26 protein-coding genes are annotated in these 26728 nt (G+C 67.2%); 2 read left to right on the forward strand and 24 right to left on the reverse strand.

Annotated elements, in window-relative coordinates; genetic code table 11:
• Positions 1–28: 28 nt before the first annotated feature.
• The 21 genes from NCO8_RS20035 to NCO8_RS20135 form a co-directional block, all read right to left on the reverse strand.
• The gene (locus NCO8_RS20035) at positions 29–931 is read right to left on the reverse strand and encodes a hypothetical protein (RefSeq protein ID WP_067641740.1); all 903 of its coding nucleotides are present in this window, start codon (positions 929–931) and stop codon (positions 29–31) included.
• Complete coding sequence (locus NCO8_RS20040; protein WP_067641742.1) at positions 900–1925, reverse strand: hypothetical protein; 1026 nt, start codon at positions 1923–1925, stop codon at positions 900–902. Before NCO8_RS20040 ends, NCO8_RS20035 begins: the two co-directional genes overlap by 32 nt.
• Entirely contained in the window at positions 1925–2452 is a 528-nt protein-coding gene (locus tag NCO8_RS20045; protein WP_067641744.1) for a hypothetical protein, read from the reverse strand. The genes NCO8_RS20040 and NCO8_RS20045 overlap by 1 nt, the downstream gene beginning before the upstream one ends.
• Positions 2449–3102, reverse strand: a complete 654-nt coding sequence (locus NCO8_RS20050; protein WP_067641746.1) for a hypothetical protein — start codon at positions 3100–3102, stop codon at positions 2449–2451. Before NCO8_RS20050 ends, NCO8_RS20045 begins: the two co-directional genes overlap by 4 nt.
• Positions 3103–3126: 24 nt before the next feature.
• A complete protein-coding gene (locus NCO8_RS20055) occupies positions 3127–4038 on the reverse strand; it encodes a hypothetical protein (RefSeq protein ID WP_157105010.1) in 912 nt (303 codons plus the stop codon).
• A complete protein-coding gene (locus NCO8_RS20060) occupies positions 4031–4597 on the reverse strand; it encodes a hypothetical protein (RefSeq protein WP_157105011.1) in 567 nt (188 codons plus the stop codon). Before NCO8_RS20060 ends, NCO8_RS20055 begins: the two co-directional genes overlap by 8 nt.
• Positions 4598–4604: 7 nt before the next feature.
• A complete protein-coding gene (locus NCO8_RS20065; protein ID WP_067641751.1) occupies positions 4605–6254 on the reverse strand; it encodes a VldE C-terminal domain-containing protein in 1650 nt (549 codons plus the stop codon).
• On the reverse strand, positions 6251–7978 hold the full coding sequence (locus tag NCO8_RS20070; RefSeq protein ID WP_067641752.1) for a putative type IV secretion/conjugal transfer ATPase: 1728 nt from the start codon (positions 7976–7978) through the stop codon (positions 6251–6253). The genes NCO8_RS20065 and NCO8_RS20070 overlap by 4 nt, the downstream gene beginning before the upstream one ends.
• Complete coding sequence (locus tag NCO8_RS20075; protein WP_157105012.1) at positions 7975–9447, reverse strand: SCO6880 family protein; 1473 nt, start codon at positions 9445–9447, stop codon at positions 7975–7977. Before NCO8_RS20075 ends, NCO8_RS20070 begins: the two co-directional genes overlap by 4 nt.
• On the reverse strand, positions 9444–10880 hold the full coding sequence (locus NCO8_RS20080; protein ID WP_501193582.1) for a TrbL/VirB6 family protein: 1437 nt from the start codon (positions 10878–10880) through the stop codon (positions 9444–9446). Before NCO8_RS20080 ends, NCO8_RS20075 begins: the two co-directional genes overlap by 4 nt.
• A complete protein-coding gene (locus NCO8_RS20085; RefSeq protein ID WP_067641755.1) occupies positions 10877–11680 on the reverse strand; it encodes a DUF8175 domain-containg protein in 804 nt (267 codons plus the stop codon). Before NCO8_RS20085 ends, NCO8_RS20080 begins: the two co-directional genes overlap by 4 nt.
• A gap of 12 nt (positions 11681–11692) precedes the next feature.
• Complete coding sequence (locus NCO8_RS20090; RefSeq protein WP_067641756.1) at positions 11693–12298, reverse strand: DUF8175 domain-containg protein; 606 nt, start codon at positions 12296–12298, stop codon at positions 11693–11695.
• 53 nt (positions 12299–12351) lie between these two features.
• Positions 12352–12585 (reverse strand): hypothetical protein, encoded by a 234-nt coding sequence (locus NCO8_RS20095; RefSeq protein ID WP_067641757.1) that lies wholly within the window; start codon positions 12583–12585, stop codon positions 12352–12354.
• A complete protein-coding gene (locus NCO8_RS20100) occupies positions 12582–13445 on the reverse strand; it encodes an alpha/beta fold hydrolase (RefSeq protein ID WP_067641758.1) in 864 nt (287 codons plus the stop codon). The genes NCO8_RS20095 and NCO8_RS20100 overlap by 4 nt, the downstream gene beginning before the upstream one ends.
• A complete protein-coding gene (locus NCO8_RS20105; protein ID WP_067641759.1) occupies positions 13445–13741 on the reverse strand; it encodes a hypothetical protein in 297 nt (98 codons plus the stop codon). The genes NCO8_RS20100 and NCO8_RS20105 overlap by 1 nt, the downstream gene beginning before the upstream one ends.
• A 2-nt stretch (positions 13742–13743) precedes the next feature.
• Complete coding sequence (locus tag NCO8_RS20110) at positions 13744–14394, reverse strand: hypothetical protein (RefSeq protein ID WP_157105014.1); 651 nt, start codon at positions 14392–14394, stop codon at positions 13744–13746.
• The gene (locus NCO8_RS20115; protein ID WP_157105015.1) at positions 14394–15047 is read right to left on the reverse strand and encodes a DUF8176 domain-containing protein; all 654 of its coding nucleotides are present in this window, start codon (positions 15045–15047) and stop codon (positions 14394–14396) included. The genes NCO8_RS20110 and NCO8_RS20115 overlap by 1 nt, the downstream gene beginning before the upstream one ends.
• Positions 15048–15168: 121 nt before the next feature.
• Positions 15169–16677 (reverse strand): cutinase family protein, encoded by a 1509-nt coding sequence (locus tag NCO8_RS20120; RefSeq protein ID WP_067641762.1) that lies wholly within the window; start codon positions 16675–16677, stop codon positions 15169–15171.
• A 77-nt stretch (positions 16678–16754) separates the two neighbouring features.
• Entirely contained in the window at positions 16755–17876 is a 1122-nt protein-coding gene (locus NCO8_RS20125) for a lipase family protein (RefSeq protein WP_067641763.1), read from the reverse strand.
• A complete protein-coding gene (locus NCO8_RS20130; RefSeq protein WP_067641764.1) occupies positions 17873–19102 on the reverse strand; it encodes a cutinase family protein in 1230 nt (409 codons plus the stop codon). Before NCO8_RS20130 ends, NCO8_RS20125 begins: the two co-directional genes overlap by 4 nt.
• On the reverse strand, positions 19099–19998 hold the full coding sequence (locus tag NCO8_RS20135; RefSeq protein WP_067641765.1) for a hypothetical protein: 900 nt from the start codon (positions 19996–19998) through the stop codon (positions 19099–19101). The genes NCO8_RS20130 and NCO8_RS20135 overlap by 4 nt, the downstream gene beginning before the upstream one ends.
• A 646-nt stretch (positions 19999–20644) precedes the next feature.
• On the opposite strand from NCO8_RS20135, the gene NCO8_RS20140 reads away from it, so the two are divergent.
• Together NCO8_RS20140 and NCO8_RS20145 are read left to right on the forward strand one after the other, a co-directional pair.
• Entirely contained in the window at positions 20645–21466 is an 822-nt protein-coding gene (locus NCO8_RS20140) for a helix-turn-helix domain-containing protein (RefSeq protein WP_067641766.1), read from the forward strand.
• A 798-nt stretch (positions 21467–22264) separates the two neighbouring features.
• A complete protein-coding gene (locus tag NCO8_RS20145) occupies positions 22265–23557 on the forward strand; it encodes a tyrosine-type recombinase/integrase (protein WP_067641767.1) in 1293 nt (430 codons plus the stop codon).
• Between the two features lies 1 nt (position 23558).
• Here the strand turns inward: NCO8_RS20145 and NCO8_RS20150 are convergent, their stop codons facing one another.
• The 3 genes from NCO8_RS20150 to NCO8_RS20160 all read right to left on the reverse strand — a co-directional run bounded on the left by NCO8_RS20150 (position 23559) and on the right by NCO8_RS20160 (position 26500).
• Positions 23559–24191: an adenylyl-sulfate kinase gene (locus NCO8_RS20150; protein ID WP_167353315.1), complete on the reverse strand. Its 633-nt coding sequence runs from the start codon at positions 24189–24191 to the stop codon at positions 23559–23561.
• 107 nt (positions 24192–24298) lie between these two features.
• Entirely contained in the window at positions 24299–25759 is a 1461-nt protein-coding gene (locus NCO8_RS20155) for a HEPN domain-containing protein (RefSeq protein ID WP_157105016.1), read from the reverse strand.
• Positions 25760–26077: 318 nt separating this feature from the next.
• A complete protein-coding gene (locus NCO8_RS20160; RefSeq protein WP_067641770.1) occupies positions 26078–26500 on the reverse strand; it encodes a DUF6924 domain-containing protein in 423 nt (140 codons plus the stop codon).
• Positions 26501–26728 lie beyond the last annotated feature (228 nt).

The raw sequence follows: 26728 nt of genomic DNA on the forward strand, positions 1-26728 counted from the left end.
ACGGCCTGGAGAGACCGTGCGCGGCGGTTCACGGCCCCGGCCCGATCTCGGGTCCGGTGTGTTGATCCGGGGTCGGGCCCGGTCGGGGATCGGTGGGGTCGTGTTCGGTGTGGGCACCGGTGCCGGTGGCCTCGATCGCGGCGTCGATATCAACGCCGCCGACTACCCGCTCCGTGGGGCGAGGTTCGAGGGCGGCTGCGGCGAGCTCGACCATCCGGTCGGGCAGGACGGGCAGCTGGCGGTTGATGTCGTCGGGAGTGATTCCGGCGGCTTGCAGCACCATCACCGGCATCGACACCGTGGCGAAGTCGGTGTCGATGACGGCCTGCCACCGCGCCGACAACTCCGCCCGGTCGAGCTTCGACAGGGCGTGCGCGACCTGCTCGGTCCACGCCCTGGGGGTGGGTTCCCACGCGTGTTGCTGTTCGACCGTGGTCAAGCCCAGGGTGTGCCCGACCGCGCCGACCTGTTGCCAGCTCACGCCCATGACGCGGCGGAATGCGGAGAACCCGGCACGCGATAGGTCGCCCTGTCGCGCGGCAGCGGCCCCGACGCCGGCCATCGTCTGTAGTTCAGCGACTGCTCGCCGGTGCCCGCGCAGGAGGGTGTCGCGGTCGATCGCTTCGGTGCTCAACAATGGTTGGCCGGGTGCCCAGCGGTGTCCGCGTTCCCCGCAGGCGCGGGTGTAGTCGATCACCGATTTCGGCACCCCGACCGCGGTGGCGATCGCTTCCAGGTTTTCCCTGGTGCGGCGCCCGATATCCAGATGCGCCAACGCCATCGGTGACAAGCCCTGGCTGCCGACGGTGCGGGATTGGTCGATCAGGTGCTGGTTGTCGCTGGCCAGGTTCTGCACGGCCTTGAGCAGCTTGGCCTGCACCGGATTCGGCTCGAACATCTCACCGGCCCCGTCCCACATCGAGATCGCCACGCCACACTTCGAGCTCGGTGCCGGGGACGCGACCAGACGGGGGTTCTGCTCCGCCACTGGTCAAGCCAGGATCAGCAGCGGTGGGATCGACGTCGTGAACCGCCGTCGCCGAAACCGCAGCCTCGATCCATTCACCGTCCTCGACGACCTCCGCGTCGATAATCGCCTCAGCGGCCGGGGCGGTGGTCGGAGCGAGATAGCCCGCGAGGTAACCGAACTCGTGGTGCAAGTGCGCGTCCATGGTCAGATCGGCCGCTAGCCCGCCCACGTCGTCGACGCCGCGCGGTCTGCGTGGGGACCGATTCGCGGCGTTGTCGGTGAAGAAGTCTTCGGAGTCCAGGCCGGTGTCATCGGTGAACCGCTCTTCATAGGCCCGGCGCGCGGCTTCGGCATCCGGAGACAGGTCGCGGGCGGCATCTGCGGCGGCGAACTGGGCCGCTGCGGCCTTGGCGGCGCCGGTGCGTTCATCGAAGTGGTGCAGGGTGTCGGTGAATCCGGCCGCGCGGCGGCGGATCTCGATCATCAGCTCCTTGAGCTCGACATCGAGCTCGTGCAACGCCACCTCGCGGGCTTCGCGGTTGGTGTAGCCAGCGATGCGTGCGGCATGGACCTCGCTGCTCTGCTGCCGGGACAGCTCACCGTCGAGCTCGCGGCGCGCCAAATCTGTTTCAGCCCTGACGATCTGGCCCTCTTTGTGGCGGAGGTCGACCTCGGTGATCTTGGCGGCGTTGTCGATGCGGGCGCGGACCTCGGCGATCTTGACCATGGCCAGTTGTTGCTCGGTTCCCAGGTTGCCGAGGCGGGCCTGGTGCTCGATCCACGACCGTTGGTTCTTGGCCGCTTCGTTCGCGAGTCTCTGATCGGACTCCGCGCGTGAGCGCGATTCCCCGCCCCTGCTGCGGAACAACGCGTTGGTGGTGTGCGCGGTCTGCAACGCCTGCAGAAACCCCTGCCGGACCGCTTGCCCACCTTCTTCGACCGGATCCCCGTTCATCACAACACCCGCATTTCGGCGACCAACCATGCACGTTCGGCCCCCGCGCGAGTCGCCCGCGCGGACACCGAAAACTCGATCGGTGTCCTGGCGGCCGAGGTGAGGGCGACAGTGAAGACCCGGCTCGACGAGGTCGCGGTATCAGGCACAGGGGTATCGCCGGTCACAGCGACCTCGGTGCGCAGCGGCACCCTGGAATCGACCCAGTCCCCCCACGCCTCGGGGGTAATCGGCGCCCACAACGACTCCCCGATCCGGGCGTCTGTCGCATATGTGGCGCGCATCAGCGGCCGCGCGGCCTCGAACGCCGACCGTGCGTCCACCCCAGCAACCGGATCCAGCCGATACAGCATGGTCACCGCGACCTGGAGAACCGCAGACGCCGAACAGGGCGCAACCTCGGTGTGCGGTGGCGGGAACGCCTCGGCGCGACAGCCCGGTTCGACCACCGGCGCATGAGCGGACGAACACCCACTCACCGCCGCCAGCACGACGAGGGCGACGCTGGGGAACGCGACGGGTTTCATGACGCAGCGTCCCAGAGTTCGTGCAGGTCGACGGTGCGCCACCGGACTTCGTCGGGCCAGGTGCATTGCTCGGCGGCGGGGTTGCGCACCGGGACGGTCGCGATGTCGAGTACCAGGCTCGCAGTCGTAGCGATGCGGTGGAGCCGCGCAAAGTCCAGGCCGCGGCTACGCGCCAGATTCAGCCGCAAGACCCCAGCGTCGCCACCCCACTCAGCCAGGGCGTGCGCGGCCAACTCGATCGCCTTCTCCGCCGAGAGGGTGGCCGCCTCTACCCCGTCGACCATCTCAACGCCGAAGGTTTCGTGCCAGATCATGCGACCGGAGGCACCGCACACGGTGAACGCGTCCAGGGTCGCCGCCGACCACACCGTCAGCGCCGGTCCGGTCGCGGCCTTGCGCACGAGGTTGGCACCTGATGTGGCCCAGAGGATTTCGGATTGGCGCAGACCGTCGTAATCGATCCCGGCGAGATCGAGCAAGGCTTGGATGTATCGGTCCGACAAGTCACTGGTAGTGAAGCCGTATTCGGTTGCGAGGCTGTCGAATTCGCCGGTTGTGGCGAAGGCCTGTAGTTCAGTTGCCCGGGCGCGGACCATGTCTTCGGGGGTGGTCGGTGTCGCCGCGGCACAGGTACGGGGGTGGGTGGTCATCGCGTTTTCCTTCGGAGCGATCGGTCAGAAATCTGGTTCGAGCTGTGGGTGCGCAACCTCGCCAGGAGGCGGAAGGTCGAACAGGTCGCCGTCTGCGATGCCGTAGCTGTCCTCGATGCCGGTGGCGGCGATCGCGGCACCGATCCCCGCGCCACTGTCGGGTTCTAAAGGGGCTGTGTGCCGGGTGGTTTCGGCGGCGGTTTCGAGCATGTGCGGGGCTGGGGGCAGTTGGTGGGGTGCGCTGCGGGCGAGGTCGATGCCGACCATGCGCATCGCCGCGACCCGGACACGTCCTTCACGGACCCGGCCCACGTGGGTGAGTTCGCGCCATTGACGCCCCTGATCGGGTGCCGACTGCTGCGAGATCTGGTCCAGGCGTGCTCGCCAGTCGGTCGCCTCGAGCGACCACCAACCGTTGGTTTCGGCCTCGGTGACGTCCAGGGCGGTGGCGACCATCGCGACCCGCATCCACTGCAACCGCAAATGCTCGGCCAACTTGTCCGAGGCCTGCACAGTCACCGCAGCGCGGTCGCGGCGAACTGGGCCCACCGCAGCGAGGGTCGCCAGTGTGTCGACCTGGTGATGGAGCTGGGCGATCAGCAGCGACCGTGCCGCCGGACGTCGTGGCGGCAGCGAAACTGCCTCGGTTGCTCTGCGACCTTGCTGACCAGCCTTCTTCGCGTGAGCGATCCAGTCTGCGGGGACACCGATCGCCACCGCTTGCTCATGCACGACGCGACCGACGACCGAAAGATCCCGAAAGGTCTTGGTGCGGTTGTGGGGTTCCCGCGCCAACTGCCTCAAATCGACGCTGACGTTATGGATCAGCGCCGCCATCCGACGATGCAGCAGCACCGCACCCCGGCCATCGAGGTTGTAAGGTGCCGCGGCCAGCACAGGACGGGCCGGGTCGCGGGGTGTTGTGCGCTCAACCATGATCGGCCACCGAGGTGATGCGGTAGCTAGACATCCGCCACCCCTGCGGGGTTTCAGCAACCGTGACGGTCACCCGCATCCGCCGGTACATGGTGGTGGACCCGTCGTGGTGGAGCACTTGTTGGGTCACCGTCGCCGCGACCGTCGGTCCCGACCCGCCGGTTTCCGCCTGCTCGGCGTCGACCAGGGCGGAGATGATGTCGTTGCTGTCGCGCCACCCCGCCCATTCCGGTAGCGGCGCCAAACCTTTCTCGGGGCCGTTGCCCGCCGCCGCAGCGGCCAGCTCGCCGGTCAGCCACGGCGCTGCACGAACCAACCCGGCACCAGGGTCGGGGTCAGCACGAGGCTGCCAGGAGAACATGGCCGCCAAACCCATCTGGGCGACGGTCACCGCGTCGGCGTCCTGGGGCTCGGGCCCCTCCACGTGGGCGGCACCGGGGGTGTGCGTATCGGATGTGGGCCCGGGGTCGTCGGCGCCGCCAGTCAGTACCGTGGTGAGTGCAATCGCGACGGCCGCGATACCGCCGGTCACAGTGGCGAGAGAAAGACGGTTGCTCATGGTGTCCTCAGCTCAGCGTCGTCGTCATCTGGGTGGCCGTCGCGAGAATGTTGGCCACGTACGGGCGGGTCTGAATCTCGTAATCCGTTGAGCCCGTGGGGAATCCGCCCGAGTGCAGCACCGCGTATTCGCCGGCGTTGTAGCCGGCGAGGTAGAGCTCGGCTGGCCCGTTGGGGGCTACGACCTTGCCCTCACTGATCCAGGTGTCGACCTTGTCGGCGATGCCGCACATGTAGCGGGCTTGGCCGATGATCGCGTCGCCGTCGTCCCACACCGACGCCACACCGTTGCCGTCAGCGTCGATCACATACGGTTGCCCGTCGGTGGCGAGCGCGGTCGCGGTACCAGGCAGGAACTGGGCCAACCCCTGCGCACCCGCCGGGGAGGTGAGCCCTCGCCGGAACCCGGATTCCTGTTTGCCCTGCGCCGCCAGCAACGGCGAGGTGATCTGCGGACACACGGTCCCACCCAGCTGATACCAGGCCAGCAGTTCCTCGGGGACCGTGCCGTGGTCCAGGTCGGTGTCGCCGAGGGCGGGCCCACACACCGTCGTGGTCGCAGCACGCGCGGAGTCCGTGGTGACCGGGCCGATCGGTGTGCCGTCGGGATATCCCCCGCCCAAGGTGGTGACGTGGACGTGATCCATGTGGTTCGCGGTGGTCCCGCCGCGGTCTTCCATCAGGTTGGATTCGCCGGTGGCCGAGCGGTAGGTCTGGCGCCAGATCAGGTAGTCGATGCGCAACGCGGCAGCGTTGGTGATCACGAAGTCGGCGATCCGATCGCCGAGCGCTTTGCCCTGCCCCGACGTCGGATCGGGGATCATGATGTCGATCGCCCGCCCGCTCGGGTGATCGGGCAGCGGATCCTCACGCTGCCCACCGATCTCACGCACCTGCGGAAACTGCTGAACGATGGTGCGGGCCAACCGGATCGTGTCGACCTGCAATCCGCGCTCGGACCCGATTGACGCGGGCATCGGCGCCAACTCGGCCCCTGCTGCTGCACCGGCCTCGATCCCCGTGCCGCCACCCAGGGTAGGCGTCGTCGACGGTGCGACATCGGTCGATCCGACCGGGCTGGTCGGCGCCGACCCACCCTGCAGCCACGGCATCGGATCGACTGCGGTGCCGCCGCCGAATCGGCCTCCGCCGGTCCAGATTTCCAGGTGTAGGTGTGCACCGTCCGGGCCTTCGGGGACGGTCTGACCGTTGTAGCCGACTCCGGCGATCAGCTGCCCGATCCCCACGCTCTGGCCTTGTTCGACCTCGACGTCGTCGGCGAACATGTGCCCATAGACCGAGGACACGATCTCGCCGTCGATGTTGTGGTCGATGACCACCCAGATCCCGAACCCGCTCGCCGCACCCACCCGCACCACGACCCCGTCGGCGACCGCGTAGATCGGGGTCTTGGGTGCGGCGGCGAAGTCTTGGCCTTGATGCGTTGTGCCCCACCGCATTCCGAAACCCGAGGTCAGGGTGTAGGTGCCCTCAGCCATCGGCATCGTCCTCGTTCCATCCGACGCCGAGGAACTCCCTTTCGACGACGTCGACGGCGCACAGTTCTGCTCCTGGGCGACACCGGCGAATATGAGCAGGACGATCAGCAACACGACCGCGCCCAGGGCTGCGGTCGTTGCGCGAGCGGCGCCGCTCATCGCGGGCTCACCGATCTGGTGGGGGTTTGGCCGAGGTTGTCGAAGCGGCGGTTGGTGTTGTGGATCTCGGAGTCGCGTTCGGTGGGGGTGAACACCATCCGGAAGGGGATGCCGGGTTGTTCGGCTTCCCCGGTCTTGAGCAGATAGCAGCCGGTGCCGGGCGGTGTTTCGCGTCGCGTGGTGTCGAGGTCGTCGTCGCTGGGTGGGCGTGGCGCTGCCCAGGAGGTGACCAGCAGTTTCTCGGTGTCGGTCATCCCCGCGACTGCGGCGATGCGGTGGGCTTCTTCGGGGCCGACCGGGCCGATGATCTTCGCCCGAGCTCGTTCGAAGAAGCCGAGCGCTTTGGCTTGTGCGGCGGGGGAATCGAAGGCGGCGAGGTCTTTGATGGTGTGCGAGCACATGATCAGCCCTGTGGCGAGGCCGCGGTTGAGGCGGGTCAGTGCGTCGACGCGGTCGACCATGAATTCCCCGACGCCGAGCACCCGCCAGATCTCGTCCATCACGACCTCGAACGTCCGGGCGGGGGCCAGTCCGGCGTCGGCGAGGGCGTGGGCGGCGGCGACGGCGCCGAATCCGTCGGACCAGCAGGTCATCAGGACCGCGGCCAGCAGTTTGGTGTCGCCTTCGGGGATGCGGGAGATGTCGATGCAGATCGCGGGACTCGACAGATCCAGGCGGGTCGTGGTGGGGCCGTTGAAGATCGCCCCGAACGGTCCTTCGACCAAGGCACGCATCGACCGGCGCAACGGTTTCGTCGCCGTCCGGTAGGCGAGTTCGTCGTCTTCCTCGGCGAACGCACGCAATCGCTCCCCGCCCGCCGAGATCACCGCCAACAGGTCTTCCAGCAGCGGCGGGTCCTCGTGGGTGAAACCACCAGCTGGGCTGTAGAGCTCGCGCAGACCAGCGGCGAGCAGCACCTCCTCGTAGTCCTCGACCCGGCCGCCGCGCACCAGCTCGATCAACCCGGCGACAATGTTGATCTGCCCGGCTTCGACCCGTGCCATCACCTGGCGGCGTTGATCGGCATCGGGGAGTGCGGCGATGACGGCGCCGAGGGCGCCGACGTCGAGGGGGTTGATGGTGCCGTGGCCGTAGCCGACGTCGACGACTTGTCCGTCGAGGCGCTCGACGAGGTCGCGGTATTCGCCTTTGGTGTCGCCCATGCACAGCACGGTCTCCCCCGCCGCGACGGCGCCGGTCATGATGCGTCGGATCAGCGAGGATTTACCGAACCCGTTGAGCGCCAACACGAACGCGATCGGCGCGGTGATGAATCCCCGCAGGAACCATGACATCGGGTCGAAATGCACCGGGGCACCGGTGATGTAGTGACTGCCGACCGGCACGCCCGCAGTTGGGGCGCTGGCCCCGACGCAGAACGGCCACAACCCGGCCACCTGCACAGTCGTGCCGCGCCACTCCGGGGTGCGCGGCACCACCGACGCCCGCCCACCCCCAGCACCGACGTAGCCGCGGTCGGTCAACACCGGCGCGAGAAGATCGAACCCATCCCCCGCAGCACCCTCGCGCCGCCGCGCCGCGGTCGCGCGGCGATGATCGTCACTGGACAGCAGCATCCGTGCCCGCCGGCCCCGCAGCCCGGCCTGTGTGGCCGCGAGCTCGACTTCCGCGCGGCGGGTTCTGCTCAGAACCCTGATGCCCTCGATGATTTCGGTTCTCGCGGGCTTGCCCCGGTCGGGCGAGCCGTTCATGTGCCCGGTCATCCCGAGACCCGTTCGGAGATGGAGGCGTGCTCAGGCAAAATCAGCCCGATCCCGAGCGAGGCGGCGAAGCCGGCGGCTTGGTAGCCGTAGCAGCGGCGCACCGTCAACCGCGAGGCCGCCGCCATCCCTTTGACCGAGGCCTCGATGCCGGGCAGGTCCGCGTCGAGGTGATCGGTCACCGTCACCAACACCCCGAACCGAGTCAACCCCGCCCCGCGAGCTTGCTCCTCCCGCGCGGCGGAGGTGTTGCCGACCCGGATGCGGGCCGCCGCCGAGGAGATCCCGCGTTCGGTCTGTTCGGCGGCGACCGCGTCGCGGAAGTCCGAATCGACCAGTGAGGTCGCTTCCGCGGCCGAATGCAGGCGGTAGACGATCGCGACGCGCTTACGTGGGGCGTCCGGGCGCGGCCGTAGGAGTTCTTCGAGGACGGTTTCCATCACCGCCCCGCGGGGTGCGCCGTCCATTTCCCAGGTGATCGAGCGGGCCCCGTCGTGGACGTAGTGATCCCACCGGTCCTGATGGGCCAGCGGGCCGACCGAGTCCCACGACTGCGACTCCACGATCCGATCCCCCGCCGCCTCCACATCACGCTGAGAGGCCAGGTCGAACCGGCTACGCACCAACCCCAGCACCTCCCACGCCTGCAGAGGTGTGGCGGGCAAGCCGGCGCGGGCGAGCTGGGACAACACCGATTGCAGGCGTTGCCCGATCTCACGGGCCTGCTCGGCCTGATCACGCCGGATACGCCCCTTGCCGATCGCCCGATAGGTGACCGCGATCCGCGCTTCGATCCGCACCCCCACCCCACCGCTGTCGGCAGCCGCTTCGGTCATCACCGTCTTGGCGAAAACGGGGGCACTCGGGCGGATCAGCCGGGTGACTTCCCGGGTTTGCTTCAACCGGGTTTCCACGACGTTGTCCAGCACCGCAGTCACCGCGACCACTTCGCCACCGCGGCTCTGTGAGGCCAGGAACTGGCCGTATCCCTCGACCCAGGAATCGATCTGGGCTTGGTCGACGAGTTCCTTGCCCCGCGGGATCACCCGCACGATCACCGTGTAGTGGTCGCTGCGCCGGATATGCAGCATCGCGAACCGCTTCCCACCCGGCGTCTCGTACTCGGTCAAACGTGAATCAGCTAGCAAGCCCGGCAATTTCGCTAACCCCGGCAGGCGGGAGAACCGACCCGAACGGTAGGTCAGCTCGCCGCGAGATCGCGCACGCGCGAACTGGACCCGCAGCAGCAGAAGTTCCCACCCGGTGCGCCCGTTGCGGGTCACCGCCAGCGGGACGAACACCACCGCCGCCCCGGCCAGGACCGCCCCCGCGAATTCGAGGGAGCGGGTGATCATGAACGACACCATCACCGTGATCACCAGGCCGAGTCCGAGGAGCGACACGCCCCAGGTCAATCCGAAGAACCCGGCCGAGCGTGGCTGTTCCCACCGCCCATACATTCGTGTGCTCATCGGCGGACCTCCCCGGGACCGAGCGAGTCCGGATCCAACTGGCCCGACGATTCCGGGACAGCACGTTGAGCGGTTGACGCGATGCCTTGCAGTGCACCGACCGCGAGCTGGGCACCCAACATCGCCGCACCAGCAGGGCCCGCACCCATCGCACCAGTGGCCGCAGCACTGCCCGACCCACCGGCACCAGCGGCTGAGGCCCGGCCCGCGCTCGCACCACCTGCGCTCGAACCACCCCCGCCTGCCGGCGCAGATCTGGACGCGCCACCGGCCGATGCGGGGGCCGACCCTCCGGGTGGCGAGCCTGAATTCGCCGCCATCGGTCTGGCCCCACCGGTGCCGCCCGGCGGAGGGGACGATCCGCTCGGGCTCGACGACCCTGGCGACGAGCCAGACCTTTCGGCCTCCGAAACCTTCCTGGCTTGTGACCCCCGGCTGCCGGCCGCCGACATCGCGATCCCGGCACCGGCGCCAGCCAACGCTGATGCCGCGCCGCCGCCACCGCCGAGGGTGGCCACTGCGGGTGCGATCAACCGGATCAGCGCGGGGAGCACAATGACGGTCATCAGCATCAAGATCAGGCCGAGCAGCATCAGCTGGGGATCGGTCTGCTCCTCGGCACCGAGGACGGTGAACGCGATCGCATAGACCAGCGCCCCGACCGGCTTCCACAGCACGAACGCCAGCGACCACGCCAGAAGGCGTTTGTAGGCTTGCGAGCCGGCCGAGGACCCGGATGCGGCGGCCACCAAGGGGATCACCGCGACGACCACGACCAGCAACGCCTGCCGGATCACCAGCATGACCAACTGGACCAGCATGCTGATCACGCCGAGCAGACCAACGAGCAGAAGAATCCCGGGCCCGAGAGTGGCCATGGTGTCGGGGTCGAGGATCCGGCCGATGGCGTTCTCGAGATCTCCACGCGTAGCGTCGAAAATCACCCAGTTGGCGAACTGGTCGCCGGCATTCGTGCCTACCGTGATGAGTGTCGCGAAGGTCATCGACGCGAAGATGGCGCGAGCGAGCATGAGGAAGCTCTCCTGCGCTTCTCCCGCCACGCCACCACGTTTGGCCAGTGCCAGCCGAGCCGCCGCGAGCATGATTCCCGCAGTCAAGAGCACCACCTGCAGACCGACGGTGTAGTCCCTGATCTGGGTGAGGACAGGAGCGGGTTGCCCAGCCGAGGAAGATAATTGGGGCGATGGTAACGTCGTCCACCACGTCATCCCCATTCTCAGAAGCTTCGCCAAGCCTGTAACTAGGAAGCTGACAAAGCGGTCGATCACCGAATCACCGGCCGCGTCCACGGCCGCGCTGCCGAACTGGCACGCCTCGCGCACCCCCGGCAACACCGTGCACGCGATATCGGGGACCTGTGTTCGGGCTGGTCCTGCCGCCAGCGGGGCCGCAGCGTCGAGAGAACTGTTCATGATGATCGGGCCTTCCAATCACCGAACCCGGTCAACGACGCGGTCGGAGTTGCTGGGCGCCAGAGGCTTTCGATGTCGTCGGGTACCCGGACGCGCCAGTCGCCCTCGACCCAGACCATCGGCCAGGTCGCGATGGCGTATCCGGTCGTGGAACGGACCGCGAGTTGCACCACGGCCAAGTCGTCGCGGTAGCCCGGTTGAATCCGCACACCTTCGGGCACGGTCACGTAGCGCGCTGCGCCCGGGGTGTCTGCCCGTGACCGCGCGAACCGGTCGATCAACGGCTGTCCGCCGCCGTAGAAGCGCTCGCGCACGACATCTCGCCAGATCGGGTCGTGCGCGGCATAGACCCGTCCGACCGCGTCCAACGCCGCCAGCGCGGCCCCTTGCGGTGTGCGCGCGAACCCTTCGGCAACACCGGCATCGATGCGGGCAGGGCCGTCGCTGCCCGACACCGCGACCGCCGCGCCGCCCCAGATGCGCTGCCACTGCAACCGTGCAGGTGGTGCGCTCAGATAGTCCGGCCGCGCCGGGTCGACACGTTCCTGGGCGCTTTGCGGCAACGCTGCACCGGCTTCCTCGGCAGGGACTTCGAGGCGGTTGCCGAACATGTCGACCGTCGGCGGACGTGCTGCTGACGGTGTCGTTGATGGCGCTGCGGTCGTCGAGCCCTGTCCGTTCTTGGCAGGGGGTTGGGTGGTGTCGGTGTTGTCGTCGCCGGTGATGGTCAGGACGAAGACGGTGATCACGACGGCGGTGATGATGCTGAATAGCAGGACGAGGGTTCGAGTGGCACGCATCAGAGCTGGTCCTCAGGGTCTCGGCAGGGCGACCATGTCAGCGGGGACGGAATCGACTGCGGTGACCGGGCTCTCGGTCACCGTGTCGGGCAGGCGCAGCCGCCACCCGTCGGGGGCCCAGATGACGGTGGCGGTGTTGCGGGTGGTCGAGTTGTCCGGATAGAGAGAGAAGGTCTGGACCTGGGCTTCGGTGTCGGCATAGGCGGTGACGAGGTAGCCGAGGATCGTGGGCACCGTGTCGGTGGCCGGGGTGGTGATCGAGACCTGTGCGCGTGCTGTGGCCCAGGCATCCCTGCCCCGGCCGGGGGCGATCATGCGGTGCCCGACCGCCGCCCATCCGCTGTCGGGTGCGACCGACATGCGCACGGTCGTGTGGATCGCGGCCAGGGCGGCGCCGGCCGGGGACCGGTCGAAGTCGGTGGCGGTCGCACCGTCGATCACGCGGGGGCCTTGCACCGCCACCGGCAGATCAATGCCTTGGTAGGTGCGCCAGCTCAGCCCTGTAGGAGCCACCTGCTCCGTTGTGGGTGTGGGCAGCGGCTGGTTGTCGCCGGGGTCGGTGCCGCCACAACCTGTGGCGGTGAGGCCGGTGATGACGATGGCGAGCCAGGTGATCATTATTGGGCTGGTTGGGGGCGAAAGTTTGTGTGGCATAGGGGTTTCCTGTGGTGTCAGGTGGTGGGGAGGATGGCGATGGCCAGGGCGCTGGCCGAGCCGAGGAGTGCGGCGGCGACCAGGGATCCGAGGAATCCTTCGATCGCTTCTTCGCGGTAGATCCGGACGGCGAGTTGGCCGCCGACGAAGGTCGCGCGCGCCACGCACAGCAGCAGCACGAACCAGGCCAGCCAGTTCAACAGTTGTGTCAGTGGCGCCAACACCTGCGCGGGCAGCGGTGCGGCGATCACCAGTGGCCTCCGAACCGGTCAGCGTCTCGCGCCACGCGGATCGCGGAAGACACCGCTGCGGCGGGCAACCAGGGAAAGGTTCGGGCCAGGTCATGGCCCCCGTCGCGCAGGCTGCTCAGTTCGGCCCACACCGTCTCCGCGAGTTCGGTGACCCTCCCGTAGCGCGCGACTGGGTCGGCGTGCCCGGCCACGATCCAGGTCGGTGTCGCCCGCAGAAGGTCTTCGACCACCGCTAGGTCGGCCCCGCATCGCCGATACGCACGCAGGGTGTGGAGGGCGGCCTCGAGTTCGGCGTCGGTGTGCAGGCGGTGCTCGCCCAGGGCGGTGGAAAGTTGGTGGATGAGACGTCGACCGGCCCGGCGGGCCGCCCCCGTGGGGTGTTCGGTGAGGGCTTTGTCGTGATCGGGTAGTTCGGTCACCGGTGTGATCGCGACGATCGCGTCGATGCGGGCGAGGTCGCGTCGGTGGTGGTAGAGCCATTCCTGAGCGACGATCGCGGCCAGTGAATGCACGACCAGCACCACGCGACCGTCAGCATGGGAGATGACGGTGTCCAGGTCTTCGACGAGTTGGGTCATGCCCGCGGGTCCGGGTTGCAGCGGAAGGTCGTTGCCGTGGCCGCGCTGCTCGTACACGAGCTGGGCGACCTCAGCGCGGAAATGCCGGTCGATCAGCGTCATCATCGGCGCGAAATGGCTTGCGTCGGCGAGCGGTCCGGGCAGGTAGACCACGGTCAGCGCGGCGTCGGGGTTCCCGAACCGGGTTCCGGTCAGCACTGTGCCGTCGGCGGCGGCGATGGCCACAGCGCGTGAATCCGTTGTGATGCTGCGGGTTTCGTGGCGATACTGGGGAGCCTGCATCAGGATCCTCCGGTGACGGCGGCGTTCATGATGGCGCCGGCGGAGGTGGCGATGATGCCGCCGACCATGGCCGCGAACACGATCTTGGGTGATTCGACCGCGCCGCCGTGCCAGCGTTCCCACCCGAACTTGCCCCCGGCATAGATCAGGGCCGCTACCCCGGCCAGGATGACCAGCCAGGACAGGTAGCCGACCAGGTTGGTCAGCTTGTCCCCGCCCGGCGGGACGGTCGGGTTGATCTTGATTTCTTGGGCCAGCACCGTCACGCTGTCGCCCACGACGGATAGAACCGACATCGCTATTTCTCCGAATCGTGCTGGTCGATAAGGTTTTTGGTCGTGCAGGCGAGGACGTCGATGAGCTCGCTGCCGACGTGATGGACATCCAGCGGCACCGCTTCGGTCAGGCGGGCGCGGCGTTGTGGGACCGGGTCGAAGGGGCTGAACTCGGCGAGTTCGCTGAGTTCGCGTTCGATGAGCTCGTCATGCCAACCGATCTCCCACACGTGATCGGCCAGGTCTTCGACCACGGCGCGGTAACGGCGCACCGGTGCCGGCACTCGGCCCGGGCGGGCGGCGCTGAGCACGACTCCGACGACCTGGACACCTTCGGGTGCTGCTCCGGCGTGCCATTCCCGCAACCGGTCCGCGCAAGCGATCAGCCCTGGCAGGCACAACCGTGCCGCCACAACGACACGTTGGGTGGTCTGTGGCGAGCCCGGCCAGGACTGTTCGCAGTCCGCAGCGGGCGCCCACCACCGCGCCAGCGTCGAGGTCCCTGCTCCCCCGTGGGCGCCGACGATCGCGACCGCCGGTGGGTGCGCCCGGGTCGTGGGCAGCGGTTCTCCGCGGATACTGGCCGCGCGGTGTGGCGGGGTCACCGTGGTCGGGTCCAACCGGCGGCCCCCGATCACGGCGAGGGGATGCTGCTGGAGGGTCGATGCGGGCATCAGCTGCCTCGCTTCTGGATGTTGGTGATAACCAACCCGGCTGGCGGTGCGGCGGCGATGTTGATCACCTGCAGGTAGTCGAAGCGGCGGCCGTCGGGATGCAGTTCCACCAGGTGGACCTCGGCGGTGTTCTCCGCGATGGGGGTGATGCCGACGCAGTGGGTGGTGTCGGCCGGTAACGCGGTGATCGCGGCGGCCAGCGGTTCGAGCGTGATTCCGGCCTGCGGGGTCACCAATCGCAGCGCGTCCTCAGCGCTGCGTGTGACGTAGTAGGCGTATTCGAACGCCGCGATCACACCGGCAAGGGTCGTGGTGTCCCCGGCGCCCGCTGTCACCGTTTGCGCGGTGAGCCCGGCACAGGCCCGCTCGGTGGCGGCGACAGGAGAGGCAGGAGTAAGCAAGGTCGTCGTTGTCGCGGAGGCCACGGTGGTGGTGCGGTCGTTGCCTGACATGTCCACCGCGACCGCAGCGACCGCGCCGGTGAGAATGCCGGCGGCGGCGCTGAGCGCGACGATGCGCGACCAGCGCGCCGGTGTGGCGCGGCGGTGGACGCGCTCGCCGAGCCGCCGTGGCTCCGCTGGATCGGGTTGTGGCGGTCTTGGTTTGTTGAGCCAGTCGAGGCCGTGGCTTCGGCTCAGGTCATCGGTGGGCATGGTGTTCACCTCCTCGCTCGATCAGGTGGTTCGGTTGGTGGTCGGGCCCTTCGGAGCACGCCGCTGGGAAGAGCCACTGATCAGGGGGAAGGAACCAGGGCCCGTCGTGCTCCGAAGGGGTCTAGGGGTGCGCCATCGGTGGACTGGTCGTCGCCGATAGCGAACCGGTCTGTGTGACAGTCGGTTTCGCGGTGGTGGACGAGTGCGTCGGTTGTTCCGTTGGAGACGGCGTCGCGACGCTGAGGTCGTGGGCGATCGCGGTGAACCACGCCGTCGTCGCGGCCAGCGGGGTGTCACCGCTCGCGGTCACCGAGACGGTGCTGTAGCTGCTACGGCGGCCGGAGGCGTCGCTGTACTGGGCGGTCGCCGAGGTGGTGTAGAGGTCTTGGGGTTCGGTGATGGTGGAGGTGATGGCCTCGAACGCGTCGTTGACCCAAGTACTGATCGACTGCGGCGGAACCAGATCCACTACGGCATCGGCGACTTTCGTCCCCAGCACCGCAACCGCGGCAGCCGGGTTCGACAGCCCCACGGCGGCGAGCTCGGCGATGGTCGTGGCGGTGAATACCTTCTGGGCCACCGAGACCACGGCGTTCAACCCGATCGTGCCGAGCTTGAACAACGCCGAGAGTGCGTCGGACTCGGTCGGTGTGGTGGCTGTCGGTGAGGACGCGGCGGCGATGCGCTGACCAAGAGTCTCGGTGGGGGTATAGGACAGCTGGTCCAAGCTGGTGCCGGAGATGTCGTCGTTGACGACGCCGACCGCCGTGCTGAACGCGGTGGAAGCCAGGGCTTGGGCGACCGTGGCGATCGCAGCGACCGGGTCCTTACCCTCGGCTTGTCCGGTGATATTGGTGACCGCGGTCAACAACGGGCTCCCGGACTGAACATCACACGTCGCGTCCCCGGCCACACACAGATCAGCCACCCGACCGACCAGCGACCCGTAGTTCGCCGGGGCCGCACTGGTGGCGATTCCAGCCCCGGACAGCCCCACGTTGGCCAGCTCGATCTTGCCCACCTCAGCTCCGGACGTGCCGGGCGCCGCGGCCGGGACCACAGCGTTGGCAGTACCGGGGAGGGCCCCGGTCGCTGCTCGGCGCGCCGGGTTGGCCAGCAGCGCCACCGCAGCGACCTTGTCGGCCGGGACCCGCGACTGACCGTTCCCGGCCTTCTCCGCGAAAGTTGTTGCTACGGCAGCGCCTTGGGCGTATCCAGCGACCGCGATCTGGGTCGTGGGGCATCGGTCGATGACCTCGGTGGCGCGTTGTTCGATCTGCTCGGCTGCGGCGGTCACCGCGGCGGGATAGTTCGTCGTGTTCACCTCGGCGCCGACGACTATGTAGGACCGCTCGATCACCGCGCCTACCGCGGCACCCAACCGGCCGAACGCCTGCCCCAGCACCCCGGTGTCACCGGTGTCGACAGAGGTCGCAGCACCCTCCTCGCCACTCTGGACACCCAGCACGTACAACGCCGGACAGGCAGCGGGCGCGGTTTCACGCAAGGTAGACGTTGGTGCCGGTGCGCTGGTGGTTTCGGCCAGCACAGGGGTGATCCCGATGACGGTCACCGTCAGCCATGTAGCCGCGATCGCGAGGGCCCGGCGCCCAGTGATGGTGTGGTTCATTGGGTTTCACCTTCCGTTCGGTGTCGAGACGGTGGTAATGCCTGCCCGCACCGGAGGGGGTGGTGCGGGCAGGCCGGTCAGTTAGTCGGGTTCGCGCCGTGATGGCGCGGTGGTCGGGCGAATCCGGTACGGAATGCTGTGAGGACGTCGGGGACTCCGAGGTCGGCCGCGCCGAGGTGGGTGACGTCGAATTCCGACCAGGACACGGCCACGTCGCGGGAGGTGTACTCGGCGAACAGTGCGCGGCCGGACTCGATCGGCACCAGCCCGTCGAGCAACCCGTGATACAGGTGCACCGGAACTAATGGCGTTGTGGTACCGAGATTTTCGTGGGTGAGGATGTAGTGCCAGACCGGGTCGTTCCAGGGGTCCGGGCGCTCACACCAGGCGGCCAGGGGCGAGAGAAACTCCACCAGCAACGTGGACAGGTCAGCCTCTGACGCTGCCCGGACTGCGCGGATGCCGGCGTCGGTCAGCAGGTGATCGACCGGCAGATGCGCATACGCCCGCGCCAACCCGACCATCCCCGCGAACGCCAGCCCCGACCACGGGCCACCGTCGAGGGTGGTGATCAAGGAGGCTGGATCGCGGATCACCGCCCCGGCGGCGACCGCGCGGAGGTCGAGTTCGGGGGCGTAGGCGGTCTGGTACTCGGCGGCCGCGGCAGCGACACGGCCCCCGTCGGCGTACCCCCACACCGCGACCGGGGCCTCGAGTTTCGGCTCGTCGGACTGAGAGTTGATCGCGCGTGCCAGGTCCAACGCTGCGTGGGCGCCGGCCTTCTTGGCCAGCCAATGATGCGGACCGAGCCCATGGATACCCAACCCCACCCCGTCGGGGACCGCGACCCGCCAACCCTGCACGAGAGCGGCGGCGATGCTGCTGGTGTCGGGTTCGTTCCCATCGACCAGCAACTGCGAGGGCGCGCAGCGACCACCCAGACCGTGAAAGGTCGGGCAGTACACCACTACCGGGGTCCCCGAGATCGCGTTGTCGGTCGCGGCGGTCGGTTCCAGCACGATGCCCGAGGCGGGCACCGCGATACCGAAGGTGGTCTTGGTCGTGTAGATCACCTGCCAGGCACGCCGCAGACCAGCGATGTGGGGCACCATGACCTCGCGGGTGCGCAGGATCGTTCCGGGGCTGTCGAATCCGATCACGGTGTTTGCGCGGAACGGATCTGCTCCGGCGCCGGTCATGACCGTGATCCCGCGATGTCGTGGGCCAACGCGATCATCCAGGCGATGCCCGAGTTCAACTGTCCGGTCAGGGCGTAGCCGTTGTGGCGTCCGACCGTGTCTGCGAACCGCAACCACGTCACCGGGTTGATCAGCTCGGCGTTCTCGGCAGCAAGCTGGCCCCACGCGGCAGACAGTTGGGCGAGCAATCTGGGCAACAGCACCAGCGGGTTCGCCGCGACCGTCGCGACGATCTCGTTCCACCGTGCCGCTGCCGCCTCGGGATCCGGGACTGGTGCGCGGGGGTCACCGGCATCGACGAGCCGCTGCCCCAAACCAGCCTGGGGCGCGTAGTCGACCGTGCCGACACCGAGGTGGAAGTCGTGGAGTACCACGGTGTTCCAGGCCTCGCCGAGCGCCGAGGTGAACGCGTTGCCCAGCGTGGACAGCGCCGCGGCGGGATTGGTCAGATCCGCCTGGGCGAAGAGCTGCGCACCCAACCGCAAAACCGAGGCCTGGCCGGGCGCAGAACAAGCCAGGTCGCCATCGCTGCAGATATCGGCAACCCGCCCGACGACGGCCCCATAGCCGTCGCCGGTGGTCGCGATCCCCGCCCCGCCCGCCGGGGCTGCGAGGACCTGCACGGCCGAGACCGCCGCACCGGACGTGCCAGGTGCGGGATCGGGCACGGTCTGGCCCGGCCGACCAGGAAAGACTGGTTCGCGTTCGCCCCGATCCGGGTTGGCATACAACGCGATCCCCGCCACCCGATCGGCGGGGACCGGCCCGTTTCCGGCGCCGACGTCGCGGGCGAAGCTCGCCATCGCCTGGGCGCCCTGGCTGTAACCGACACCGGCGAGCATGGTGTCCGGGCAGGCCTCGGCGACTTGTTGTGCCGCGGCGTCGAGGTTGGCCCGGGCACCCGAAACCGAGGACACATACGGGTCGGAGCCCCCGCCGGGGACGATGCCGCCGAATCCCGCGTCGTAGCCGATGTAGGCGCGCTGTACGAGGGCAGGTACCGCACTCACGACCGGCCCGATCAACGATCCGACGACGCCGGTGTCGGCAAGCGGGTCGGCGGTCGGTGAGGACTGCCCGGTGCCCTGAACACCGAGAATGAACAGCGCCGGGCACCCGTCGATCGGCACCGCGACCGCGGGAGGCGCCGGTGCGACCGTGGTGAACAGCGCTGCCCCCACCGTCGCGGCAGCAACGACCGCGACACGTCGTGTGCTGCCGGTCATTGGCCGACTCCGACGCCGGCACCGAATCCGGCACCGATCGTTCCGCCGACCGCCGCGCCGACGGCACCGGCCGGTACTCCGAGGATCGCCGCACCCGCAGCAGCTCCAGCGGCAGCACCCAGGGCGGTACCCGCCACTCCGCTGGTGACTTGCCCGATGATGGGAACCGGGATGACGATGCCGACGGCGGCCCCAGCTATTCCACCGACTGTGCCACCGATCAGCCCTCCGGCTACCGCGCCCACCGCAGCCGCGGGGGCGCCGAGCACGGTCGCACCGGCCGCACCGCCTACAGCGGCGCCGCCCAGGGTTGCGCCGCTGACACGGTCGGAGCGCCCGGCCGGGATACCGACCGAGTCCAGTGCGGTCGCGATCTGCGCTTCGGCACCGGCGGCGGTGTTGTTGATGGTGTCGCGGACTTCCACCGGCAACCAGTCCGGGCTCGGCGTCTGCCACTCCCCTACCCGGATCGTGTTCTCCGGCGGCACGATCGGCGCCACCGGCTCCACCGGAACAGGCAGATGCAGTTCCTCGATCCGCACCGGCTCCACCGGCTCATCGACCTCGGGGGCAGGACGGGCCTGCCCGGTGCGAATCTGTTGGGGCTGTTCGTAATACACCGGAGGCGACGGCTCCGGCGCCGGCTCGGGGGCCGGTTCGACAGGAGGCGGCGGCGGAGCGGGCGTTTCGGTGCCCGGCTGGGCCGGGCTGGTGACACCGCCCTGGTCGGCCACCGCGGCCGAAGGTGCACTCGCATGGGCCGTGGCAGGAGCTGACACGGCAACCGCGACAGGAATGGCGGCGGCCAGCAGCAAGGTGCTGCCGCGGCGAGTCAACCGGGCGCAGAGGTGAGGTTGTTCGGCGTTCGAGTAGGTGGTCGAAGGTGATTCAGGCATGACGGATAGACCCTTTCTCGATGAAGGGTTGAGATGCAGGAAGTGCCGCTGACGTTGCGCGGCAGACGAATTCGAGCCGCCCGCTTGGAGAGGCCCAGCCGGGCGGGCTGCCGCCCGGCCGGGGTACCTCTACGGGGCCGGTCTCACAGCAGGTGCACGGCCAGGTTGAGCCCGTTGCCGGCCAGTGCCAGGAGGTTGCTGAGCAGCGCCAGCCCGGCGTTGATGTAGCTGGCGATCATGATGGGATCCACAGGGAAGTCCTTTCTCAAAATGCATGGAGTGGCTTGCACTTTCCATCCAAGCCACGAAATCCCTTGGGCCGCTAGGTTCTTAACTGATCGAGTTTTGATAGATCACAAAATGATCAGCTAGGGAAGAGCGGATTGTGCAGCAGATTCGCTTTGACGCATCAAGAAACGTTTCTTACCGCGCAACAGAATTCGCCTCCCACAGCGGTCCCATCGTCACCGGGTAGCCTTACCTATGAGGTTGTCATGAACATGCCTGTCCACCATTCGGGCAGCTGCAGGCTAACTTGCCGCCCGAAACACCCTCTGGTAGACCTGGTCTCGTCACGAAGTCGAAATACTCCGTTCAAACCACTCAATCTGTGACTTCCGTCACTACCTCCCGGGGGGGAGATGCAATGAACGACCGAGTTTCACGACCCCACAAGGGACGTCAACGTCGACGTGCCCCCAACCGACCACAGGTCTCGATCCCCGACCTCGGTACCACCATCGGATGGATTCGAGACGATCTCGGCCTCACCCAGACCCAAGCAGCCGCAGAGCTCAACCTCAGCACCGTTCACCTGGGGCGTTTCGAACGCGGCGATTCCAAGCCGCCTTCCGACACGCTCGAGAAGATCATCATCGGCTTGCGCGTGGACAGAGCCATGGCAACACATCTTCGTGAGCTCGCCGCCCCCGCGATCACGCTGGCGCCACCCGATGCCTTGCGCAGGTATGTCCGAGCCGAGAAGTCGCTCATGCTCAACCTCGACCTGTTCCAATCCCGCGCGATACCAGCGGCCTTCATCGACCCGTTCTGGAATGTGCTGGCGCGCAACAACTTGTTCGCCGAGGTCTTTCCCGGTATCGACGACACCAGCTCGATCGCGGTGTGGATGTTGAGTGAGCAGGGCAAGAGCGTGGTCGCCGACTCCGAAGCCGAAGGCTCCTGGACGGTTGCGATGCTGAAATCCGCCCTGGGCCGTCACCGGAACGCAGCTCAGGCCGCAGAGCTCGTTTCCGTTCTGACACCGATCAGCGAGGCCCGGCGACTGTGGGCAGCCAGCGTGAGCGTCTCCTATGGGCGCGATTCACGGTGCCTGTTGCACGCCTACGATGCCGACCGCAAGCCGGTGTCCTACCTGCTGTCACTGACCGACGGGCTGCTCGCCCACCACGTCCAGCTCATCACGGTCACGCCTGAGGCGGCTTGTCCGCGACCGGAATTCAACTAGCCACCAGCGACATCCGGCTGGTGCGGCGGCGACACTACCGCTGCCGCACCAGGCGGATCTTGTGATCGGTCACAGAGGCGAAGTCGTCGGGCTGTGCGCGAGCGTCGGCACCAATTTCTCAGCGCTAGCAGAAAATTGGTGGCGAACTTCCACATTTTCAGGTTTCCTGGAGACGGGAAGAGTCATTGATCGGGCCGAAAGGTGCCCGATGCAATTTCACGCAAGCACTACCCATCTCCCTCTGCTCCCTCTGCGCGAGCGATTTCTCGCGGTGCTATCGGGAGTCATCGCAGCCCATCACCGCGGGCAGTTCCGGCCCACGGATATGAGCGCGCATGGCCGCGATTCGAACACTCCCCCTTCCGATTCACACAGCCTTCGGGACTGCCCGTTCCACCGCCTCTCGAAGAAGAACGCGAGTTTTCTCCGCGATTGCCACGCACTCCTGAGGTACGGCGGCCTGCACCGCGCACCGCTGATCGATGTCCACTACGACCAGCGCCGCACCGATGCATGACGATCCTTCGACCCCGAACCCGACCCCGGCGCCGCTGCGTCGGTGGGTCAACACGAGAACTGCCGCCGAGCACCTCGGCGTCCACCCAGAAGTGCTGCGGCGCTGGGCCCGCCATCCAGGCCAGCACACCTGGCTACCCAAACCTATCCGAGTTGGGAGGGAATTCCGTTGGGACATAGACGAACTCGAATCCGCTCTGGCGAACTCGGGCGGCGAGCCACCCGAGCACGACGGTGAGCCGGGGTAGACCACCTAGGCCTCTCGGGGTACCCGGCAAGCCGATGCTCACCGAGATAGCCCCCGGCCATTGGAAGGCACGCATCTATATCCGTGACACCTCGGGCCGCCGCCGCGAGGTCGTCCGATTCTCCCCGATCAAGCTCAGCGCTCAAGGCCGACCACTACCCGACCGCAGCGGCCAACGCGCTCTCGACGCGGTGATGGCCGCCGCCGTCGCCATCCGTGTCGATCTCGATGACGAGCTGTCGGACTCGATCACCGTCAAGCAGCTGTGGGACCACTACCGCGACCACCTGGTTTCCCTCGGTCGCGCTGAGGGCACCCTCAGCCGCTACGACGAGGCCGCCAAGACCTTCGACAGTGCCTTCGGCGGCAGACGACTCTTCGAGGTCAACACCGCGACGGTGGAAGCCTTCCTCAAGGACGTGGGCCACGCCCGAGGCCCGTCGAACATGCGCACCGCACGCAACGTGCTCTCCGGCATGTTCCGGTTCGCGTGCGCAAGGACAGCCCTCGCTGTGAACCCGGTGCGCGAAGCTCGGATGGCCGAGAACGTCGAAGCCAAGGGTCGCACCGGCGGCGCGGGTGATCTGACCGTCGACGAGCTGCGCTTCATCCTGTCCTCGGTGCGCACCTCGCAGATCCCGTGTCCGCGCAAGCTGTCCAAGGCCGAACGCGAGCGGGGCACACCGGTCAAGGCCTACACCCCGCCCACGGTCGCCGCCTACTGCGAAGGCGCCGACCTCGCCGACGTCATCACCCTCTACGCCGCGACCGGGCTACGGCGCTCCCAGATGCTCGGGCTGGTCTGGTCCGACATCGACCTCGACGAAGCAACCTTGCACCCCGTCGGCAAAGTCGTCCGGGTCGCCGGCAAGGGACTCGTCCGGGTCACCGACGACGATGACCCGAAAAACCACACCGGGATCATGGCCTTGCCAGAGTTCGCTGTGGCGATGCTCAAACAGCGCAAAGACGCGATGGCAGCCAGGCGCAAATCATCGCCGCCGAAGCCCGGGGTCGAGGACCTGGATCTGGTGTTTGCCTCTGCGGTGTGGACCCTGCGTGACCCCCAGAACGTCGGTCACGCGTGGCAGCGTGTCCGGGAAGCGCTAGGTTTCGCCGAGGACATCACCCCGCACAGCTTCCGGCATGCCGTGGCCACGATCCTCGACGACGCGGGCCTGTCCGCGCGAGTCACCGCCGATGTCCTCGGCCATGTCGACGTGGCGATGACCCAGCGGTACTACATGGCGCGAGGACGCCCACACCGGACCGCGGCGAACGTCCTCGACCGCGCCATCGGCAGCACACCCGTGGATCTTGACGCCTGACCTACTCCGCTTCGGTGACGGTCACGCGCCGAGGCGTCGCCGAGGCCGGCGGGGAGGTTCCACCCGTCGCGCCTTGGCATCGCGCAGCTTGTTGATCGAAAAGGCCTGCGGCACAGATGTCGCCGACGATCTGATCAACGACTGTCTCGAGCTGCCAACTCGCATCGATGCGGACCTCGTCGACGAACGTCAACGGTTGCCAGCTGTGGTACCACTGCCCCATCTGGGTCGGCGAGAATTCCTGTGCTTGGGGCCTGCTCGCGTGCCGCCGGACGGTCTCTGCGAAGGACAGGTCGAAGCTGTAGAACATCGCTGATCCCGCTGACACCGAGAGACGTTCGAGCATCTCGCCGTACCGGTCCGCGTCGAGGATGCCTTCCACGATCACGATCAGCCCACGAGCCAGCCCAAAAGCAGCGACATGCTCGATCAGGTCGATGTTCACCGCGCCGGGGGCATCGGTCTCACGAAGCATCGTCCGCCGGACCACATCCTGCGCAACAACCAGGCAGCTTGCGCGCGCAAATCGTTGCTGTACTGCGCGTGCCACGGTCGTTTTGCCCGAGCCCGAGTTACCACGAAGCCCGACCAGCACGCCTCCCGCGCTGACTGGGCTGATGCTATGTCCGGCCACTCGGCTCCCTCCCACCACTCCTGATCACCGGATTTATGCAATGGCGAGCAAAGCGCGCGCCGGCGTCTCGCCCCCTACAGGCTGTCTGAGAGGAGCCGATGTGATGCTCAGCGGTCGTCACTGGTCAGGGAAAACACCGGTGGGGCGGCCCGCCGGGCCGCGGCACCCGCGCCTAGCGAATCCAGCATGTCACGCCAATATGCGCGCCAGGCCGCACGCATCGTGTCGTCGGCCAGGACCGAGTCGACCTTGACGACGCCAGTCTTGCCTTTTTCGTCGAACGGCCATGGGGGCTCCTCGCCCCGTGCCAGACAGATGCGGGCAAGAATTGTCCGGCGAACGATGTCGCGTAGCCGGTCGACGGCGTACCCCAGCCGCACCAGGGTGTTCTTCTCCTCGTCCTGACTCGGTACGCATTCCATCGCGCGGAGTTTGCCGTTGAGTGACCTCACCGAGACTTCACCGCCGTGGACGATGCTCGATCGCAAGCTGTATAGCTGCTTCAGCTCCTCGAAGAGAACGGCGGCCGGATCATCATCGTGTGCCAACACGGCAGCGACGCGGGTACACAGTCGAAGAGTAAGACCTTCACCCTCGTTCGTGCCCAGAACCACCCCTTCCAAGGCGGTAGCGAGATCCACGATCTGTTCACCGTATCCGGTTGTGTCGTCCAGGTTGGCGAACCTCTTGAGCGCCTCCCCGAAGGAACTCAGCCACGTGTCCGGGCCAACGGTCTTCGATCGGGCATCAGCCACCAGATCGGTCAGCGCGGCGATCGCCGGACCTTCGCTCCCATCGAGGCGTGCGGTTCGACGCGTCGTCGTGACGTGAGAGTTCCGGGCTAGAAGTTCGAGAGAAGCTGGCTGGGCGGATATCCGGCTACTCGCTCCGAATACCTGATACATGCCTTGGACATTGGCACCGGTCAACAGACTGACACCGAGTTGAAACCGATCCAACTTGCGCTCGAGGTCGCCTGCTCCGAAGTAATCGAGGCCTGTTACCTGCTCGCGCACCATCAACAAGGCATGTGGAGGCCGAAACGTCTGGGTAAGATGCCGCTTCCAGGCATGGTCGGCATCGGGGATCTCCTTCAGGATTCGATAGTTCAGGTAGCCCTTTCCCTCAGGCACGATCACAACGCCGTTGATCTCGATCTCACTCCCCGACGCCGGCACCAGGTGAGAGATCTGGCGCGCCAACACCATGTCGTAGGGCTGTCCGGACAGCACATCCGTCAGCTGCACGATGGCGGCGGAGACTTCTGGCCCGAGCGGGTCATATGAACCAGCGTAGGAGCATTCCTGCACGCACAACTCCAAGAAGCTGGTCAGCAACCAGGAGGTCATCGACTCCGATTCACCATGCCAGTTGGTGTCCGGAGCCGCCGCGAGGACCGCTTCTGCAAGCCGTGCATACTCCGGCAGCTCTCGCAGAGGCAGCTCTTCGAAGTCGAGACCGGCCTGAAGATGCCGATGGGAGGTAGACGTGGGGATCGCACCCTCTGCCCTCAGCCTCTCGAAGCACACGGACACAAAGGCCCCTGCAAGCGAACCGATCTCGTTCATCGAACTCCTTGGGCGTCATGAGTGGACGTGCCAGTGTGGTTATGCCAGCGAATAGTGACACGACTTATCGGTGGATTCCGTCGGCGTCCAGCATGAGATCAGACCGATCCGATCGGTGAAATATGACGTCACCGGGACGCTGCGCAGAAGACCGCATCGTTGGCGTGTGCCTGGATTGTTGCCGGTGGCGGCCTGCTACCGCAACGCTTGAAGTGCGTGCAGCTGGTACCGGCCCACTTGTCGCACTGCAAGGGGCGAGTCCATCTATAGCTGCTGTGAGGGGATGGCCCTGTGGTCGGTCCCGAGTGCCGGTCAGGTTCACCGATCGAAGCCGCGGAATACACCGTCGTCGTCGACGCTGTTGGCGTAGTCCTCGAAGTCCATGTTGGAGAGGAAGAAGTTGACCTCGACCTCGGCCATCGCGAACGGCGCGATTCGGAAGACCCCGTCGCAGTCCCCTCGGGCATCCGCATCGCTAGTATCGACCGCCAGCAGTGGGTGTTCAGGGTCGGTCATCGTGGTGGTGTCGGCGAGGAACACATAGGTCTGGCCGTCGACGAGGTCCGCCAGTTCGGTGGCGGTCAGCCCATTGAAGTTCACATCGTCGACGGGGGTCAGCCCTGTCTCTGTGTCCTCGTCGTAGGACGCGATCACTGCCGCGAGGGTTTGGGCCCAGGCCGTGTCGTCGGTGAAGTCCGTACGGACCAGAAGCGATTCCCCCTCGGGCAGAAACCGTGCCATACACCAGATTGTGCACCACGCCAGCAGAACACCATGCGCAACAAACATCAGGACGTCAAATTCGCCGATGCGGAAATCCTCAGGTCCGAGGCGACGTCAGCTTTCACCGCTGAGTGACGCCACAGATCGCCGATAGAACCAGCCAGTGTTCCACGCAACCGTCAACGACCGGCATCGGTTCTGAACCCTCGCCCGTCGCCGAGAGGTGCACCGAAATACTTGGCGTCG

This window comes from Nocardia coubleae NBRC 108252 (assembly GCF_001612805.1).
Lineage (GTDB): Bacteria > Actinomycetota > Actinomycetes > Mycobacteriales > Mycobacteriaceae > Nocardia > Nocardia coubleae.